The organism is Coprococcus sp. AM11-30B (genome assembly GCF_027674365.1).
GTDB classification, from domain to species: Bacteria; Bacillota; Clostridia; order Lachnospirales; family Lachnospiraceae; genus Allocoprococcus; species Allocoprococcus comes.
Map to the genome: position 1 here is coordinate 126,041 of NZ_JAQDVB010000001.1, position 18,986 is coordinate 145,026.

At 39.3% G+C, this 18,986-nt stretch carries 15 protein-coding genes and 1 riboswitch; of the genes, 4 read left to right on the forward strand and 11 right to left on the reverse strand.

Annotation, left to right across the window (positions count from 1 at the left end; translation table 11 throughout):
- The first annotated feature begins 75 nt into the window (after positions 1-75).
- Together PGU50_RS00610 and PGU50_RS00615 are read left to right on the forward strand one after the other, a co-directional pair.
- Positions 76-807, forward strand: a complete 732-nt coding sequence (locus PGU50_RS00610; RefSeq protein ID WP_024720754.1) for a helix-turn-helix domain-containing protein — start codon at positions 76-78, stop codon at positions 805-807.
- A 56-nt stretch (positions 808-863) separates the two neighbouring features.
- Positions 864-1,064, forward strand: coding sequence for a helix-turn-helix transcriptional regulator (locus PGU50_RS00615; protein ID WP_005344265.1), 201 nt, complete (start codon positions 864-866; stop codon positions 1,062-1,064).
- A gap of 58 nt (positions 1,065-1,122) precedes the next feature.
- Here PGU50_RS00615 and PGU50_RS00620 read toward each other — a convergent pair whose 3' ends face one another.
- Both PGU50_RS00620 and PGU50_RS00625 read right to left on the reverse strand, forming a co-directional pair.
- Positions 1,123-1,557 carry a flavodoxin family protein gene (locus PGU50_RS00620; protein WP_270245948.1) on the reverse strand — a complete coding sequence of 145 codons (435 nt, stop codon included), beginning with the start codon at positions 1,555-1,557 and terminating at the stop codon, positions 1,123-1,125.
- Positions 1,554-1,928, reverse strand: coding sequence for an MmcQ/YjbR family DNA-binding protein (locus PGU50_RS00625; protein WP_270245949.1), 375 nt, complete (start codon positions 1,926-1,928; stop codon positions 1,554-1,556). The genes PGU50_RS00620 and PGU50_RS00625 overlap by 4 nt, the downstream gene beginning before the upstream one ends.
- 247 nt (positions 1,929-2,175) lie before the next feature.
- On the opposite strand from PGU50_RS00625, the gene PGU50_RS00630 reads away from it, so the two are divergent.
- Together PGU50_RS00630 and PGU50_RS00635 are read left to right on the forward strand one after the other, a co-directional pair.
- A complete protein-coding gene (locus PGU50_RS00630; protein WP_173692605.1) occupies positions 2,176-2,499 on the forward strand; it encodes a MobC family plasmid mobilization relaxosome protein in 324 nt (107 codons plus the stop codon).
- Entirely contained in the window at positions 2,466-3,845 is a 1,380-nt protein-coding gene (locus PGU50_RS00635; RefSeq protein ID WP_270245950.1) for a relaxase/mobilization nuclease domain-containing protein, read from the forward strand. Before PGU50_RS00630 ends, PGU50_RS00635 begins: the two co-directional genes overlap by 34 nt.
- Before the next feature lie 158 nt (positions 3,846-4,003).
- On the opposite strand, the gene PGU50_RS00640 is transcribed toward PGU50_RS00635, so the two are convergent.
- From PGU50_RS00640 to PGU50_RS00680, 9 genes are all read right to left on the reverse strand, one after another.
- Positions 4,004-5,503 carry a response regulator gene (locus PGU50_RS00640; RefSeq protein WP_270245951.1) on the reverse strand — a complete coding sequence of 500 codons (1,500 nt, stop codon included), beginning with the start codon at positions 5,501-5,503 and terminating at the stop codon, positions 4,004-4,006.
- Positions 5,496-5,684: a hypothetical protein gene (locus PGU50_RS00645; protein ID WP_330576865.1), complete on the reverse strand. Its 189-nt coding sequence runs from the start codon at positions 5,682-5,684 to the stop codon at positions 5,496-5,498. The genes PGU50_RS00640 and PGU50_RS00645 overlap by 8 nt, the downstream gene beginning before the upstream one ends.
- A gap of 32 nt (positions 5,685-5,716) precedes the next feature.
- Positions 5,717-7,777 (reverse strand): ATP-binding protein, encoded by a 2,061-nt coding sequence (locus tag PGU50_RS00650; protein ID WP_118063977.1) that lies wholly within the window; start codon positions 7,775-7,777, stop codon positions 5,717-5,719.
- A gap of 30 nt (positions 7,778-7,807) precedes the next feature.
- Positions 7,808-10,786, reverse strand: coding sequence for an ATP-binding protein (locus tag PGU50_RS00655; protein ID WP_270245952.1), 2,979 nt, complete (start codon positions 10,784-10,786; stop codon positions 7,808-7,810).
- A gap of 80 nt (positions 10,787-10,866) precedes the next feature.
- Positions 10,867-11,166 carry a response regulator gene (locus PGU50_RS00660; RefSeq protein ID WP_270245953.1) on the reverse strand — a complete coding sequence of 100 codons (300 nt, stop codon included), beginning with the start codon at positions 11,164-11,166 and terminating at the stop codon, positions 10,867-10,869.
- Positions 11,167-11,169: 3 nt separating this feature from the next.
- Positions 11,170-13,314 (reverse strand): ATP-binding protein, encoded by a 2,145-nt coding sequence (locus PGU50_RS00665; RefSeq protein ID WP_270245954.1) that lies wholly within the window; start codon positions 13,312-13,314, stop codon positions 11,170-11,172.
- 146 nt (positions 13,315-13,460) lie between these two features.
- Positions 13,461-15,305 (reverse strand): ABC transporter substrate-binding protein, encoded by a 1,845-nt coding sequence (locus PGU50_RS00670; RefSeq protein WP_270245955.1) that lies wholly within the window; start codon positions 15,303-15,305, stop codon positions 13,461-13,463.
- A 98-nt stretch (positions 15,306-15,403) separates the two neighbouring features.
- A riboswitch (cyclic di-GMP riboswitch) is annotated at positions 15,404-15,479 on the reverse strand.
- 141 nt (positions 15,480-15,620) lie between these two features.
- Positions 15,621-15,938 carry a helix-turn-helix domain-containing protein gene (locus PGU50_RS00675; RefSeq protein ID WP_109216757.1) on the reverse strand — a complete coding sequence of 106 codons (318 nt, stop codon included), beginning with the start codon at positions 15,936-15,938 and terminating at the stop codon, positions 15,621-15,623.
- Between the two features lie 285 nt (positions 15,939-16,223).
- The gene (locus tag PGU50_RS00680; protein WP_270245956.1) at positions 16,224-18,980 is read right to left on the reverse strand and encodes a YodL domain-containing protein; all 2,757 of its coding nucleotides are present in this window, start codon (positions 18,978-18,980) and stop codon (positions 16,224-16,226) included.
- Positions 18,981-18,986: the final 6 nt, after the last annotated feature.

Here is an 18,986-nt window from a genome sequence, read left to right on the forward strand (position 1 = left end):
GAGATTATTGTTGATTTTATTTCTAACATACGGTATAATGCATATAGAAAATTCAAATAGAAATGAGGCGAACAAATGCGTGATTTCGGGGAAATATTAGCAGAAAATAGAAAAAAGAAAGGATACTCTCAATCAGATCTGGTAGACCTGCTTTCTCAGGAAGGTATTCAGGTCACTACAAAAGCAATCTCCAAATGGGAGACCAATGCACGAGAACCAGCTTTACATGTTTTCCTGACACTTTGCCAGTTACTTGATATCGAAGATATATATGAATCCTTCTTTGGAGAAAACCCATATAACATTATGAGTGGATTGAATGAAGAAGGCAGAAATAAATTGATTGAATTTGCTGATATTTTGAAAGCTTCTAAAAAGTTTTCTCCACTGTCTGCAAAAATTATCCCATTCCATCATCCTGTAGAAATTACCTGGGAACCAGTTTCTGCTGGTACTGGAAATTACCTGGAGGATTCTGTAAAAGAAACCTATGATGTAGGACACCTTGCTCCTGAGCAGACTGACTTTGGTGTACGGATTTCCGGTGACAGTATGGAGCCACTTTATCATACAGACGATGTTGCATGGATTCAGAAAAAAGATTCTCTTGCTAATGGTGAAATTGGAATCTTCTATCTCAACGGCAATACTTACATCAAGGAATTACACGATGAGCCAGATGGTGTTTATCTGATTTCTTTAAATCAAAAATATCGTCCTATCCAGGTTTTGGAATCTGACTCTTTTAAGATTTTTGGAAAAGTAATCGGGAAATGCAAAGGTGCAGAAATTCCGGGATTTCATTAGATTTCAACAGCAGGTTCATGATCCTGCTGATAACAATAAGCAAAGGAAGTGATTGAATGGCAATCAATAATACACTAAAAGATATTCGTGAAGAACGGAATCTCATTCAAGCAGATTTGGCTGAAGCCATAGGTTCCTGCAGCCAGACTATAGGCCGCATCGAACGTGGAGAACGTAATCCCTCTCTTGAGATTGCAATCCGGCTGGCACATTACCTGAAAGTGCCTGTAGAAGATATTTTTCAGGTTGAAGACTAGAAACACAACTGCCAGAAAACCGAGGAGTAAAATCCCCGGTTTTCCTTTTACTCAAAAATCAGTGTAATCCTTTTACGAAGTCCGCTGCGTTTTTCATATCTTCTTCATTCGGATGGTCTTTAGCAATACCTCCAACCAGTTTAAATGGTCCGAATGTGTCATACCCTTTACAGCCAAATTTTCCAACCAAACTGGCATGTCTTTTATCCAAAATCTGCTCTATGGTTTTATAATTCGCACTCCCGCCATAAGTACAGATCAGAAATATCTTTTTGTCGTCCGGTAGATTCTTCTCTGCAAATTCCAATATCGACTGATGAAACTTTGAAAAATAGATTCCTGATGCAAACCCAATCATATCATAACTGCTCAGGTCTGCATCTGGCTGTTTCACAGCATCAATCAAATCCACCTGACATTCTTCTGCGATCCTTTTTACTAATTTTTCTGTATTTCCATGATGCACAGATGCGTATACTATCGCTGTTCTCATTTTTCTTCCTTTCTGTCTGCTCCGTCAATCAGGTCATAGCTCATATCCAAAAAGTCCAATATCTTCGCTTCACTGACTGAACCATCCAGTAAAATCGTGATCCAGTGCTGTTTATTCATATGGTATCCTGGTAAAAATCCATAAGTCTGAATAATCATGCTGGTCATTTCTGGATCGCACTTTACATCCATGATTTCAACCAGATCATTTCCCTCTAATCCCAGTTTCGATTTTTCAACCGTCATGATCACTGCATACCATTTCCCATTTTTATGTTGAAGTACTGCACTGTCCGATAGTTTACTCCATAAGTATTCCGGCATTGTGCCATACTGTTTCTGCACATATTCAAAAATTTCTTCTTTCTTCACAATCTATTCAACTCCTGATTTTTCTGATATCCTGCCCATAATCATACCACATTTTCGTATCCCATACTACCTGCCAAATTCTTTTGCATTTTTCCGGTTCTCCTGACTTTAACTAATAGAGGGGTAAAACAGCAAGGACAGGAAGTGTATATACACTTCCGAAAAACCAGTAATTTAGGGAACCCTACCCTAAATTAAAAACCCAGAAGTCACTACTTCGAAGAACCAAAGAAAGGAGAATCTGCCTATGGCAAAGAGAAAAAGAAATATACAGATTTTGTTTTGTGTCTCCCCCGAAGAAAAGAAACTTATCCGTAGAAAGATGATTGAATCAAAGACCAAAAACATGGGAGCTTACCTTCGTAAAATGGCAATCGACGGTTACATCGTCAACACCGATACCTCTCCACTGAAGAAACAGTATGAGGAAATGCACAAGATTGGTGTAAATATCAACCAGATTGCAAAAAAGGTAAATACCACCGGAGATCTATATCCAGAAGAAATGCAAGAATTGAAAGAGATGGTGAAAGAATTATGGCGTATCTTAAGATCTTCCCCATTAAAGTAACAGACAAGAAAGCACTGGACTATATTACAAATCCAGATAAGACAGATGAAAAACTGTTAGTTTCCAGTTTTGGCTGTTCCCCTGAAACTGCAGATCTTGAATTTTCTATGACAAGAGAAATGGCAAAAAAGAATGGAATGGACAAAGGTGATAACCTGGCATTTCATCTGATCCAGTCCTTCAAACCTGGAGAAATTGATGCCGAAAATGCCCATCGCTTAGGTCAGCAATTTGCAGACGAAGTATTGAAAGGAAAATATGAATATGTGATCAGTACCCATGTTGACAAAAATCATATCCATAACCATATCATCTTCAACGCTGCAAGCTTTGTTGATCATCACAAGTATGTTTCCAATAAGCGGAGCTACCATAAACTCTGCGGAATCAGTAATCGTATCTGCCATGAAAATGGACTTGCCACCAGTATGCCAACCGGAGAAAAAGGTAAAAGCTATAAAGAGAACATGGAGTATCATCGTGGCACCAGCTGGAAAGCCAAACTACGTGTCGCAGTTGACAAAGCAATCTGGACTTCCATCAACTATGAGGAATTTCTACAAAAAATGCAGTTAGCCGGATACGAAGTCCGCCAAGGAAAGCACCTATCCTTCCGTGCACCGGAGCAGAAGAATTTCACTTATATGAAATCTCTTGGAAGTTATTATAGCGAAGAAAATGTCCGCATCCGTCTGGCTAAAAATCGTAGCAAAGTGAAAGTTCCAAAGCATCTTTCCAGAGAAGCTCGCCTGTATATCAATATTTCCACTTATGTTACGACCGGCAATCGAGAAGGATTTGAACGATGGGCAAAGCTCAATAATCTGAAAGAGGCTGCTCGCACCTTCAACTATCTTTCCGAAAATAATCTGCTGAATTATGAAGATTTCAAGCAGCACGTTTCCGATATTGATGCTTCTGTTAAAGCGGCTGATCAGAGAATAGCACAAATCACCAGCGAGCTGAGTACACAGAAAGTCATTCAGAAACACTGTGATTCTTACCGGCTCTGCCGAAAAGTGATTGAAGATTGCAAATCTGTTAAAAATCCAAAAGCTTACCGTACCAAGCATCAGGCAGAATACCAGCTCCACGATTCACTAAAAAAAGAGCTTCAGGATCTCGGCGTTACCAAAATCCCAAGCTCTAATAAAATCCAGAAGCGGATTGAAAATCTTGAATCTGAACAGACTGCTACTGTCCGGGAAAAACAGAAATTACAGAAAAAACAAAAGACACTGGAAATCATTCAGCAAAATTTCTCTGTGCTGCTCGATGCTCCTGAAATCAATTCAGACTTACTTCCGGCAAAACGGGAACCTGTTTCTGTCACAAGAGATAAATAAGATTGCACTGACAACTCAATTATTCTCTTCCAAATTTTCCCAAGGTTTCAGACCCATTTCCTCCCAGGTGACACCATACGGTACACCTCCGGAGGTATAACCGGCAATAAAGAAAAATCTGTCATCTTGCAAGATTTCTTCTTTTGTAATCTTCATATTTATTTTACAGTGTCAAAATATCCAATGATTCCAATGTATCCATCCTTCTTTAAAGGCGACCACAATGTATGCAATTTCATTCTATACATCTGACTGTTATTATCCACCGTCGCTTTTATCGTGGCAGATATTTCTTTATTTTGTACAGATGTCTGATGTAATAAAACACGAATGCATTGAACATCTTCTTCATTTACTCCAAATTCTTTGAACAAATCAAATTTCGGATTATCTCTCTGACATAATATCTTATGTTCTCCATTTAATATAGTTAATTGACCTGAAATTGTGTTGTAATCAATTGAGTTCATTCCACTGTTTGATTTGAAGAAATCGATTTTTTCCTGCATGACCTTGACAACACTCTGTGAATAGTTTTGGCTCGGTAAAGATCTGTCGCTGAGTATTTCATTTGAAAGTCTCCGTACTTCATGGTGATAGCTATTTTCATCCATTTCCTTATCAAACATATTTGAAAATTGAAAACTCAGTTCTTTCAAACATTTCAGAAGGATGGGGTTAAATTGTCCGCATTGCCCATCCAGAATCATTTGAATCGCTGTGTCATGATCAAATGCTTTCTTATAACATCTTTCACTGGTAAGTGCATCATAAACATCAACAATCGATACCACCTGTGCACAGATTGGTATTTCTTCTCCTTTCAAGCCATCCGGATAGCCCTTTCCGTCCCATCTTTCATGGTGCCATCTGCAGATTTCCCATGCAGCACGTACCAACGGATGATCTTGTGGAAAATCCATCTCCTTGATTATAGCTTCCCCAAGCTCACTATGAGTTTTCATGATCTTGAATTCTTCATCAGTAAGTCTGCCAGGTTTGTTCAGTATTTCCTCTTGAATGCGAATCTTACCAATGTCATGAAGGGAAGATGCCGTTGTAATCAAAGAAATATCCGCCTCTGTCAGTGGATAAGCATCAGTTATTTTCACCAGTTGTCTCAGCATCATCTCCGTTGCTATTTTTATATGCAGGATGTGTTCTCTGCTCTCGCTATTACGAGATCCCAATATATTACTCATAATCTGGATCATGATATTATTATTTTCTTCTTTTTCGTAAACCTGATCATAAACCACATTTATCAGATGCTTTTGATTCATATAGAGGCCTAAGGTATTCTGAACTCTTTTCTTTACAATCACAGAATCAAACGGTCGTGTGATATAATCTGTAATTCCCAGCTCATATGCCTTACGCATAGTATCAACAGCATCTTCAGAAGATATCATGATGACAGGAGTTTCAGCAATACACTGGCTTCTTTTCATTATTTTCAAGACTTCAAAACCATTCATCTGTGGCATATTAATATCTAAAAGCATCAGATCAATTCCCAAATTTTCTCCTATCATCTGAATTGCCTGATTTCCATTTTCGGCTTCCAGATAATCATAGGTTTCTCCAAGAAATTCTTTCAATATATCCCTGTTGAACTTTGCATCATCGACAATCAGTATTTTTTGTCTTTTATTCATATTTTCTGTTTCCTTTATATTTCTTGCATAACTGTTTATTTTTATACATATAAGCATCTGCATCATCCAATAACATCTGCATTGTACACGACATATCATCGGAGGATAATGCCCATCCGCATGCATAGTCGATTGGTATTTGATTTTCATAACTATTTAATCTATCTTTTTCTCTGTACAAGGATTTCAATATTTCCTTAATTTCCGCCTATATTAGGAACAAATACTTTTAATAGTCTTTTTCATCTTTTCAATATCCAAAGGTTTCGCCAAATGAGCGTTCATACCCACGGCAATGCACTTTTCAGCATCTTCCTGGAATGCATTTGCTGTCATAGCTATAATCGGTACTGTTTTTGCATCTGAACGTTCTAATTCCCTGATTTTTCTCGTAGCTGTATATCCATCCATAACAGGCATCATCAGATCCATCAAAATTACATCAAATGTTCCTGCCGGTTTCTCTTTAAATAGTTCCAGTGCCTGCTGTCCATTCTCCGCTCTGGTAATTGACGCTCCGACATCTTCGAGAACTGTCTTTGCTATTTCCGCATTCAGCTCATTATCTTCTACAAGGAGAATTCTTTTCCCTTTTATTGTATGAATTGCAGATGACTCTATGGTATCCTCACTTCCATATACCTCTTCTTTCAATGCTATGTCAAAAGAAAGATCTATCGTAAATTTTGTTCCAATACCCTGTCTGCTTTCTACCTGAATACTTCCACCCATCAGCTCTATCATAGATTTGATAATAGGAAGTCCCAACCCGGTTCCCGGCACTTTGTTTTCTGTGGTACTATGTTCTCTGGAAAATTCTTCATAGATATGTGGAAGATACTCTTCACTCATACCAATGCCCGTATCTTCACATGAAAAAATATAGCGTATCTTTGAAGGATTCTCTGATACCACCTCATGTACTTCTACATAGATTGAATGTCCCTCCGGGGTATACTTTATAGCATTGCTGATAATATTCAGCATGATCTCCTGTAACTTTGTCTGATCACAGACAACATAATGATGTCTTACATCTAAAACAGCATGATACTGCAGGTTCTTCTTTCTGACATCCTCTTCAAACACTGTATTTACTCTGTGAAATAATGCATCCATATCTTCAGCTTTTAACTGCAATACCGCAGTACCACTTTCAATCCGGGCCATCTCCAGAACCTGATTGATGATTCTCAGCAAAAGATTACTGGAAGACTGTATCTTTTCCAGATATTCTTTTGCCTTTCTTTCATTTTGCAGATTCTTCTCCAACAAACCGGAAAAACCTACAATTGCATTCATCGGAGTCCGGATATCATGACTCATGTTAAATAAAAATCTTGTTTTTGCCTCATTGGCATTTTTCGCCTGCTCAGCAGATTTTTCCAGTTCTGCTTCATATTGTCTTTCCCTGTGTTTTTTACTGGATATTAAATAAAATACTGTAGCAATCAATAATGAGAATACATAAGAAATGACAATACACATAATCCAGTAAGAACGTGGACTCCATCCCTCTGAGGGTATAATATCAAAATACCATGTGTTATTGGGAACTGCACATTCTACTGTCAGAATGTTATCCGGCATATCACCCTGGCTTTCTGCCAGAATAATCCTGTCGCTGCTGTCTCTGTTATATGTCCAGATTCTGTAACAGAAATCTGCATCGCTTAAATAATCAAGATTTATCTCACCAAGGAAGCGATTCCAGTCAATCACCAGGATCACAAATCCCCAGAACCCACCATCATCTGAATTATTATCCTGGTAAACCGGATTAAAAAGCAGTGCCCCTGTTCCTCCCTGCTTTAGCTGGTATGGTCCTCCCAGCGTATATTTTCCACTCTCCTTTGCCAGAACTGCATCCTTTTTTCGCTCATGCTCCTGCAGCATATCCAGGCCAAAAGCTCCCTCATTTCCCTGTTTCGGATAAATGTCTGTAACAATTCCCTCAGGTGCCAGTTCAAATGCCTTTATCACTCCATCTTCATTTGGAATCTTTTCTGCCAGTTCAGAAAAAGTATTTTCATCCAGATTCTCTCCGGCACTGATATAATTTCCCAAAAGATCAGAGAGCATGATATACTGATCCAGTCTTGCCCTGACTCTCTTCTCCGTGATCTGCGCCATATATTTTCCAGTTGTCTTTTCATCCTTTTCCAGGTTATAGAGCAGAAAAACGCCAATAAAGAACGCTGCCAGAAAAGTAATCAATCCAACAATATAACAATATATTCTTATCCTTTTATATGGTTCGCTATCCTTTTTCATTCTTCTACTCCTCTGTTATTCTTTTCCCGGTCACTGGCACATCTGCTTACCAACACAAAATTTTCGGATTGTTTCCATCAGTTCCGGTACATTTAATGGTTTTGACAGATGCGCATCCATCCCTGCCTCCATCGTCTTTCTTTTATCTTCAGCAAAAGCATTGGCTGTCATGGCAATGATCGGAATCGTTTCCGCATCTTTCTTCCCGCTGCCACGAATCGCTCTGGCTGCCTGATATCCGTCCATCGCCGGCATCATGATATCCATCAGAACCGCATCGTAATATCCTTCCGGCATTTTCAGGAAACATTCCAGGGCCTGCTGTCCATCTTCTGCCTCAGTAACGGAAATCCCCTCATCTTTCAGAAGGAATACCGCAATTTCCCTGTTGAGTTCGTTATCCTCTGCCAATAGAATACGGCACCCGGACAGATTTTCCTTTGGTAATTCAGACATTTCCTGTACAACTGCAGGTTCTTCTGCTATTTCAAAAGGTATGACCACATGTATGGTAGTGCCCTGATTTTCCACACTGTCAATCTGAATGGTTCCGCCCATGCGATCAAGCAGTTCCTTTACAATCGCCATGCCTAGTCCGGTACCTTTATACTGCGATCTTGCTCCCTGATCAGCCTGAACAAATGGATGAAATATATTCTTCAGGAAATCCTCTGACATTCCGATTCCCGTATCTTTTATAGTCACATCTACCAGCACTCTTTCATCGGATTCCTTCTCTTCTTTCAGGCAGCAATCCACAGAGCCATTTTTACGGTTGTATTTAATACTGTTTGTGATCAGATTTAAAAATATCTGCTTTACATGCAGGGAACTTCCGATAAGATTCGGATATGGAATCGAATAAGGATCATCCATAAAATGAATCGTAATACACTCTTCATCTGCCCTCATCTGTGCAATGGTTTCCACCTCGCAAAGCAGCTCCGGCAGATAAAAATCTTCTTTAGCCAGTTTTGCCTCTTCATTTTCCAGTTTACTCAGTTCCAGCGTGTCATTGATCAGCGACAACAGATGGTCTGCCGCTACTCTTGCCTTAAGACGGCTGGAATCCACCAGTGTTCTGTCCTCCGGGTGCTTCATGCAGATATCCATAAGCCCGATAATTCCATTCAATGGTGTCCGCATATCATGGGACATTCTGGAAAGGAAATCTGATTTACTCTGGTTTGCTTTTTTCTCGCTCTCCAGGGCAATGGTTTTTTCCACCAGTTCATTTTGGTCCAGAATCAGATTCCAGTGTTCGATCATTCCATCCGGTTTGCGGATTTTGTGTCCCCTGTCCTCAATATATTTCCAGGATCCATTTTTGCATTTCATTCGATATGTGATTTCATAATGCTCCGCTTTACTATACTGCTCCAACGCCTGTGCAATTCCCTGTTCCAGATCGTCCGGATGCGCCAGGTCAACAATCGTCCCTCCGGAAGCTTCCATCAATTCCTCCGGAGTATCATATCCCAGCATCTGTGCAAAATTCTCTGAAACATACTTAAAAGAATATTCCGGATCATCATTGCTGATTTTCACACCACCCGGCAGTGCAGATGTGATCATGTCCAGCTGATGCTTAAGTTCCTGGTTTGCTTTTTGCAAAGAATCTTTATAAAAACGCTCTTTCTGTACGATCTCATCTATACTTCGGAAACCAAGGAACGCAAAATGGCTGCCTTCCTCGTACTCTTTTACAATATGTGCCTGAAAGCAGGACAAACCTGCTGCATTTGGTGACGTCTCAAAAGAAAAATGATATTCGTCTTCTGTTTCAAAATGCTTTTTAATCATATTACGGTCCAGTTCCCGACGCATTACGTCACGAAATTCCGGAAGTGCAAATGCAAAAGCATAGGCATCCACATAATCTGAAAATGCTTTGAACTCTTCATGTTTCTGGGCATGATTTGTCTCCTGATTAAATACAAACTCATACTCATCCGTATCCAGATTCAAAACAAAAGCTGTCGTATAATCACGGCTCAGTCCTGACAAAATCCTGTTCTTTTTTATCAGTTCCTGCTTATAAGTAATTTCAACCTGTTTTTCTTTATCAATCTGCCGGACAACATACAGAACATTTGTAACCTTACCAGATGGGTTCCGTTTTTTTACAATAAATCTTGCCAGATGCCAGGATCCACTTTGTGCCCGGTATTCAACCGCAATACTTTCCGTGTCTTTCAGCCTGTCAGCCAGAGTCGATGTATCAAGGAACTTTTTCATCATTTCCTGATGCTCCCCATCAACAATTGTATTGATAGCATGCTGGAAATCTTCTTCCGTTTTTCCATGCTTGCCTGTAAGTTTATGCATCTCGTTGCCGGCAGATATTTCTTCATAAGTTCCTGTTTCCAGATTCATTCGGTAGATCAGCCAGTATAATTTACTGATGGAATCAATGATTTCTCCATTCAGATTTGCAGTTTCCAGTGCATCCTCAAGTGCCTTCATCATTCTCAGGTTTTCACGGACACTTCCCATATGGCACCCCACATCAGATAACAGATTCATGGACACCATATTCTGATTCAGATCCGGGTTATCCAATCCAATGAAGCCTATAAATTTATGATTTGTATAAATCGGCACAGCAATCAGAGCATGAATATTCTGAGGCTTTAAAATTTCATATTCCTGTGGGGTTTCTTCTGCTATTTCTTCCAGGTCATAAATGATGATATTTTTCTTCTGGATAAATGTTTCCACCCAGTTCTGCATCAGGCAGACGGGAACTTTCTGCAGATTCTGTATCTGCGGTTCGATTCCCGAGGCACACCATTCAAATGTATTTTTAAAACTTTCCTTTTTTTCTGAACTCCATTCAAAAATATACGCTCTGTCTGCTGCTGTATATTTTCCAACGCTCTTCAGTATAGATAGCGTAATGTCATCCAGTTGTTTTTCATTCTCTGCCTGACTCATGGAAGAAATCTTATGAAGGATTTCATCCATGTAATACAATTTACTTTTTTTATCATCTCTGTATTCTTCCATATCACTTTTCCCCAGTTTATAATTATTAGCCGCCTGTCTTCTTGCTACTTACGTATGCTCCAATTGGGAAACAACAACTTCTATACACCAAACATCTGGTCAAAAACAGCAAGTATTGTATTTATATCAATTGGTTTTGCAATATGAGCATTCATACCTGCTTTAAATGCCTTCTTTTTATCTTCTTCGAATGCGTTTGCGGTCATGGCAACGATTGGAATATTTGCTTTTCTGTTATTCCTCAGAGTGCGGATTTCCCTGGTTGTCATATAACCATCCATTTTAGGCATCTGAATATCCATGAAGATCAGATCATATCTGTCATCCTCCACTTCATTCATCCGATAAAATTGCACTGCCGCATCAAATCCATTTGTCACTGTTCAATAACCTGCGGTTCGGTACCCCCCCCCACCAGATTTTATGCTTCTGATCGTCTTTTCCAGCACCTTCATCTCAACCGGTTTTGAAATATGTGCATTCATACCGGCTGCCAGAGAATGCTGAATGTCCTCTGAGAATGCATTGGCAGTCATGGCAATGATAGGAATCGTCTTTGCCAGTTCATGGGAACTTCTGCGGATTGCTTTCGTCGCCTCATAGCCATTCATAACAGGCATCTGCACATCCATCAGAATCATATCATAATCACCTGGAGTAGACTGCTCAAATGCTTTCAAAATCTCCTCGCCATTTTCACAGATGGTACATTCCGCACCTTCAATCTTTAACAGTTCCGTCAGGATCTCTGCGTTCAACTCATTATCCTCTGCACACAGGAATTTCATTCCTTGAAGGATATTACCATCCTGCTCATCTGTTTCTTCTTGTGCCGCCAGAGCAACCGTTCTATCCTCTGCAATTTTCAGATCCAAGAGAACCTCAAAACAGCTTCCCTGTCCCAGGTCACTGTCCACATCAATGGTGCCTCCCATTGCCTCAACCAGGTTCTTAGTAATCGCCATTCCAAGTCCGGTTCCCTGTATTTTATTTGTAAGGGAACTTTCCGCACGGGTAAACGCATCAAAAATTGTATCCTTGAAATCTGCCGATATTCCCATACCATTATCGCTAACTAAGAAACGGTACTTTGCATAGACAGATGACTTTGTCTCACATTCTTCTACATAGAACTGAATTTCTCCACCTTCCTGGGTATATTTCACTGCATTGGAAAGCAGGTTGCTGAAAATCTGCATCAGGTGAACCTGATCCCCATTCACCCACTCATGCTGAATATTTTCTTTTATGATTGTAAGGGTCTGCTGCTTTTCATATATTTGAGAATGAAATATAGTGTCGAGTTCCTGCATAAAATCCAGAATAGAAAAGTCAGAATACTTGAAAACTGTTTTTCCTGCCTCAATCTTACTCATATCCAAAACATCATTAATAATTCCTAACAGATGCTGTGATGAACTATCTATTTTATCTGCATACTCTATAACTTTTGCTTTATTACCTGCATCATGTCTGATCAAAGATGTGATACCAATGATTGCATTCATAGGTGTGCGAATATCATGTGACATATTAGACAGGAAATCCGTTTTCGCCTTATTTGCATTTTCAGCTGTCTGTAAAGCCTCTGTTGCAACGTTCTTTGCCTTTTTCAGTTTTTGATTGACTACTTCCATTTCCTTCATTGTTTGTAAATGAAGTTCATTATTTCTTTTTTCATATTCTGCTTTTTGATCTGCAAGACTGAGTCTGGAAATACTGTAGAATAATCCGGCAAAAAGTAAAAGTATAGAACCTGCCATGAGTATTGTTGTAAACAACACCGTCTTCTGGTAATCCATCAGCACATTGTCAACAACTTCCTTTTCCACAATGCATACCAAAATGGTGTTGTTGCTTTCTATCGGGCAATACCCCAGATAATAGGGATTCTGTTTTCCCAAAAGTGCAACTCCGGATTCTCTGTTATCAAACTTCTTTTTGAGCAAATCAGCCTCTTCTTCTGTAATAGCCTGTTCCCCTTTTAAATGTTTTAACAAAGAATAATTACGCAGGTATTTATCACCACTCAGGTTCGTATACGTAATATTTCCGTCATGATCCAGCATGAACAAATATGCTTTCCCATCATAACCTTTCAGTTTTAACATGGAATCCCGTTTCGAATGATCATACACAGTTCCAATTGCCGTATAAGTTTCCCCATTGATCGTATATTCCTGACATGGGATCGCAACGAGATAACTGTCTTTTTTCTCCTGATCATAATCAAAACGCACCAGTTTTCCAATATTGTATCCGTTCTTTAAGTCCAGCAGAAGTTTACTTGGCATATCAATCCGCATTTTTGTTCCACCTGCTGATATTGCCTGACCATTTTCCTGAAGGAATATAAGTGTACTTTCCGATTCTTTTTCCCATGCTTCAAAGAAACTTTTGTTCACATCCGTTTCAAGAGACAGCTCCCTCTCATGAAGTAAAAATTTCTCAACCAACTGCAGCTGGCTGTAGTATCCACTCACTTGAAGATCATAGGTCTGCTGTATCTGTTCAACAACAGCTCCCATACTGCTTTTTCCATTTTCGCTGATATACTTGCTAGACTTACTTATAAGATACTTGATACAACCTAAGCTTAAAAGAATCATAAGTAGTATAAGCAACAGTCTTGTTATTTTTTTTCTTTTATTTACCGTTTGTTCTATCTCCACTTTTACTGTTCAACCTCTATATAATCTTCCGGTGCTGACGGCTGCTGTCCTTTTGACATTGCTTCGATCCATGCACTTGATAATGTTGTATCTTTAAGCTGCTCAATCTCACATTTCGGATTTATTTTTTTCAAAACAGACATTGTGGTGTCTGTAAGAAGAATCGAGTATTCCTTTTCTTTGTCTATTTTCTTATCATTAACTGTTAAGTCCTTTAACGAAAATCCACTTTCCTCTTGATTGACGATCATTTTCATACCGGATGCAATTGGTAATTCGTATTTATTGGTTACATAAAAATTCTCATCCGCATCGGCGAGATAATTTTCCACGAGTTCACAAACCTGTTTACCATTCATTTTTGCAAAATATAATGCTGTATCTGAACTCTTCGCTGTCATCATGCCAACCCGGCTATTGGTGCATTCTCCTTTGTACATAGAAGAAGTGAAATAATAATATGGTGTCAGAGCCAGCTGTGCATCATTTTCTTCTCTGATCGTAGTTAAAATGGAAGATGCTGCATCACGGCCACTTCTATCGTTCAGTGAAATGGAATATTCATTTTCAAAATTCACCGTTGCTTTTTCTTCTGGATCTTTACGGTTCATTACACTGCGCAAAGTATCAAAAGCCTGTGTTTCATCCATTTCCCCTGACAGTAATCCGTGAACAGCCTCAAGACCTGCATGAAATGATTTTTGGGCGGAATATCGGATATAAACAGCATTATTATTAATTTCCTCTTCCAGTCCAGGTACATCCTGCATCATGGTTGGAACATCTGTATTCAATGAAATAACACCACTTCCATCCGCAATCAGCTTTTGCCCCTCTTCTGAAATCATACAGTCCAGCACATCCAGTGCAGTATCCAGTTTCTCCCGGTCTTTTTCCAGGTTTTTGTTAAATGCAATGTTTAAGGACGGAGTCATGTACACATAGGATTCATCCGATGTCTGTGAAAAGTAAGGGATACGGATCAGCTCCGCATCCATCTGTTTCTGCAGCTGCTGCATAATCGTCGGATGTCCATGAAACATTGCTGATTTTCCCTCGACAAACATCTGGGTTCCTGTATCGACGTCAATATTGATATCTTCTTTACCAAAGTGCGAGTCCTTAAGAAACTGACTGGTTTCTGAAAAAATACGTTTCCATAATGCATCATCAAACTTTACTTCATCCACTGCAGTTTCTGCACCGTTTCGCCATTCAATACCATCCAGGCTTGTAAACTCACCGATTGCCGCAGCCTGAATTATTTCTTGATTTGACCAATCTTCCCCCAAATCCATAGAATACGGTTTTATGCCATTATCATAAAACTGCTGACAAGCCTGTACATATTCCTCATAATTTTCTGGAATCTTAATTCCATACTGATCAAACAGTGTTTTGTTGGCAATGATCGTCTGCGGAATACCACAGATTGGCAGCCACTGGATTTCATCCTCCGCATTCTTATAATATTGCACCGCATAAGAATAATACTTGGAAACAACATCATAAGAAGCAAAATCCATAAGATAAGGCTGTAAGTCCTGTGCATCTGTTCCGGAGAATCGACGTACTGTTATGATATCCGGTAATTCATCATGTTCTTTAAAATAACTGTATAAATCGGTATCATTGTTACCAATAATAAATTCAATATCCTGATCTGGGAACTGTTCATGGATATAGGGTGCAATATTTTTCATCAAACGATTTTCCCACAGATAAACTGTTAGATGATCATCGTTTTTAGATACTTCTTTCTTTGATTTTCCGCATCCAGACAAGACAGCAGTTGCTACAAGTACACCTGACACCACTGCTATCAGACAACGTTTTGCCTTTTTCATACTTTTATTTTCCTCATTCTTTCCTGATAAAATCATTATTGTTACGTCTGTGAAATAACACCGTAAAAAGCACTGTCAGACAGACAGTGTACCTCATTTCATGCAACTGGCTGCCATTTTACAGGCCCTGTAGCTTTGCGTCCCAGACTTTCGTCTGGTTTGCCGATTTCCTTATTATAGATATAGCTTTTAAACTTATGCAAAAAAACTGATTTTATTATACTATAGCGCTCTACTGTACACAAGAAAAACATTACCGTTTTAGCGCCCGAAAAACAAAAAAGAACAGCCGATACTTATACTCGAACTGTTCTTCTACTTCCGAAGTCCACGCAGCATTGACATTACTGTTTCCTGCTCATTTGTATTCAGATCATTCCATATCCTTAAAATTTCTTCCTGCTCTTCTGTCAGATTCTCTGAATTACCTTCCTGAAAAAACTGCGATAATGTCACGCCCAAAGCTGCACATATTTTTTCAAGTGTGATCAGCGACGGCAGGTTTTCCTGCGCCATGATCCTTCCCAGTGACGACTGGGAAATTCCCGACAGTTGCGATAATCTGTATTTACTGATATCACGCTTTTCACATAAAGATGTTATTTTATCCGCAATATACTTCTCTACCTGCAAGTAACTATACCTCATTTCCGCTATTACATGTTCTTATTGTACCTGTAATAATGAAAAAATATTAGTAATCAACTTTGCAAGTATTTATCCCCATTATAGGAAGTATACGGATAAAAAAATATAAAGATATTTTCGTTTCCGCAAAAGTCATTTTCGCTTATATCATTTTTATAATAACACAGACAGTTATGTTTGTCACATAAAAGTTTGAAGCACAAATCATTCAAGACAAAAAAAGCCGGAAGCCACGTTATCATTCGTGACCTCCGACTCGTTATGCTTATTCTACACCGTCCTTACACCCAAATCAGCCCCTCTCTCCGGCTTATCTTTTCCCTGCTTTTCTTGAATAATCTTCTTATTAATCTCAAGTCGTTCATGAATGGATAATTTCTTATCTTTTCCAGCTACCGCCTGCTTCTGCTGTACCGGTTTACTATCTGCTTTTCCTGCATCCTTAACCACTGCATTCGCTTTGATACTTGTTCCCAGCTCATCTGCTCTTCCTTCATTTCTTTCTACTATCTGCTGTTCTCGTCTCTCCTTCACACCTTTTTCTTCCAGATTACAAAAGCTCTGCAAATATGGAAGTACATGATTCTGCATGTCTGTCAGATCTTCCATATACTTTTGGAACTCTTCATTTCCTTTGCCTTTCTGGTAATTGATCCAATACTCATCTGTAAGCTTCATTTCATTGTCATACTTCAACTGACTTACAATACCGCCATGTCCATTTCCAATATCCATTAACTTCTTGAAATGATGCAGCTTCTGTTCACCTTTTTCCGCATAATATACAGTCACATATATTTTTGCTATTCTCGTAGGTTCGTCTGTCTTCGGATCACGTTTTGCATACCATTCTTTATCCATTTCTGCTATTTTGGCATCCAGCTCGGACAACTTCTGACATCTTGGATTCATGAGATCACTTTCTTCACAATAGTTTACATACACCATTGGTTCCATATCCTTTGGAAGTTCAGGTTCATAGGCTTTCAGTCTTTCAATCAATACACCTGCACGCACAGACTGGTCACATTCTTCGTCTACGATATCCTTCAGATACGAAATATAGGAATGAATATTTCCACTTCGTAAATCCAGCATTACTTCCTGTACCGTATTTTCTCCCAGCTCCACATTATCCCGATACTCATATGGATCAAACGCTTCTGCAATCTCATCCAGTGCCTCTGCCAGCTGTTCTGTGGTCATCTTCTCTGAATACATCGCTTCCCGAACATCCCGCATCGGTACATACTTATAGTCCGGCAATGCTTCATGAATTTTCTCAATCCCTTCCCTTACCAGTGCAAGCTCCCCATAAAACCGAACATCATCCATCAGATTTCCAAGTACTGTATTTCCTTTTACGATTGCAAATTCAGCATCATCGTAGTAACTGTCTTCCGGATCACGATAAATAATTCCCATTGAGCATCCCAGATACGCAGTTTTTGGATTTTCCCTGTATTTTTCATAGACTGCAGCTATCTGATTAACATCGGTACTTTTTTCATAAGCTCCCATATCATGGAACTCATCGCATTCTGCCGCAAAGTATTCCAGATATGGTTCTTTCTTCGGTGGCATATTGTTGAGGACGTTATCAATCATGTTGTAATTTGCTTCTTCCAGTTCCTCCACCTTTGCCAGTGGCTTATATTCGCCCTGGCTTTTCTGAATCTCTGCCATTACAATCTCATCCATTTCTTCTACTTTTTCCATCAACTGATCATAATCCCCACGGATACGTTCTCCCGTCCAGCCTTCGTCTTCCAAAAGTTCCTCCGCCGCTTCTTCAATAGAAATTTCATCATTCTCATAAATGCCACCATCCATCAAGCGGAAATCTTCATCGTAAAAGGAATAATCATATCCTTCTTCTGTTCTCTGAATAGCAAAATATCGTTTTCCTACCTCATATGCCAGTTCACTAAGAACCTGTTCTTCCAGATTCAGGAAGGAATCCAGCTGTTCAAAACTGATACTGTCTACAAAATGAGCAGTTACTTTTTCCCCGTCATTCAGAACTACGATATCACTGACAGACAGAGAATGCCCACGGAAGTCTTCCGGTCTGTCAATGTTGAACTTTTCAAAAATATCATCCAGTGACACATTTCCTGATAATCCACCAACATAGACCAGCTTATAATCTTCTTTTTTTATCTGCATACCATGACTTTCAATAAAGCGCATGTTCATAAATGCATAGTTTTCGCCCGGTGAATCCTCCCGGATCTGATAAATTCCAAATGTCCTTCCTGTTCCTAACAACAGGTTTGCTTCTTTCAAAGACTGAATCTGTGGATATTTCTGCATTTCCCATTCCAGATTACGGAAACGCTCCAGTTCTGTCATAGACATCTGATAATGCTCCGGTCCTCGTTCAATTTCCATGCGTTCTGTGACATACATCGGTGATGAAAAATTAGTAATCAGATAGATATCTGCTCCGGCATCGTATAATTTCAGTGCTTCTTCCTGCTCAATGACACTCATAGGCTCCTGAAATGCTCCAAAATCTTCATCGGCATAATCCAGATTCTGATCCCTTATCCGTTCCCACATCTGTAATTCCATGCCAAACAGACCTTCATGCGCCTGTATCATTTCTTTACTTGCATACTCTCCCTTGCCGCCATCGCTGCCCAGGCAATAAATCTTAGAACCCATTCTGTGATAATCCAAGGCTGCTTCTTTTCTGAGCGGTACCATATCCTCTGCTGTATATCCATAATCACGTAATTCCAGCTTGCCTATGGTTGGATCTGGTAAGTCCTGAATATCCATTTTTGCATCATCCAGAAGTTCCTCTACTTTATCTTCATCTACCTGATTGATTGCATCTGTCAGATTTCTTACCAACGTCCTTACTTTCTCTTCCTCGCCAATCAGATTTGCATATTCAAAAATCTGTTCCTTTACATCCGCTGGAATCACTATTTCCATGTGTTCTGCACGGTCTATCTGTTCCTGCGTATATTCCTGCATTTTCTGCGTTTCTTTTCCTGTTATCATATTTCTAGCCATTCAAAT

Excerpts from the sequence above, each read along its gene's own strand:
- PGU50_RS00630 (WP_173692605.1), top strand. The coding sequence starts at position 2,176 with ATGGCAAAGAGAAAAAGAAATATACAGATTTTGTTTTGTGTCTCCCCC.
- PGU50_RS00640 (WP_270245951.1), bottom strand. The coding sequence starts at position 5,503 with ATGAATAAAAGACAAAAAATACTGATTGTCGATGATGCAAAGTTCAAC.
- PGU50_RS00665 (WP_270245954.1), bottom strand. The coding sequence starts at position 13,314 with ATGGGAGCTGTTGTTGAACAGATACAGCAGACCTATGATCTTCAAGTG.
- PGU50_RS00635 (WP_270245950.1), top strand. The coding sequence starts at position 2,466 with ATGGCGTATCTTAAGATCTTCCCCATTAAAGTAACAGACAAGAAAGCA.
- PGU50_RS00620 (WP_270245948.1), bottom strand. The coding sequence starts at position 1,557 with ATGAGAACAGCGATAGTATACGCATCTGTGCATCATGGAAATACAGAA.
- PGU50_RS00670 (WP_270245955.1), bottom strand. The coding sequence starts at position 15,305 with ATGAAAAAGGCAAAACGTTGTCTGATAGCAGTGGTGTCAGGTGTACTT.
- PGU50_RS00680 (WP_270245956.1), bottom strand. The coding sequence starts at position 18,980 with ATGGCTAGAAATATGATAACAGGAAAAGAAACGCAGAAAATGCAGGAA.
- PGU50_RS00655 (WP_270245952.1), bottom strand. The coding sequence starts at position 10,786 with ATGGAAGAATACAGAGATGATAAAAAAAGTAAATTGTATTACATGGAT.
- PGU50_RS00610 (WP_024720754.1), top strand. The coding sequence starts at position 76 with ATGCGTGATTTCGGGGAAATATTAGCAGAAAATAGAAAAAAGAAAGGA.
- PGU50_RS00650 (WP_118063977.1), bottom strand. The coding sequence starts at position 7,777 with ATGAAAAAGGATAGCGAACCATATAAAAGGATAAGAATATATTGTTAT.
- PGU50_RS00615 (WP_005344265.1), top strand. The coding sequence starts at position 864 with ATGGCAATCAATAATACACTAAAAGATATTCGTGAAGAACGGAATCTC.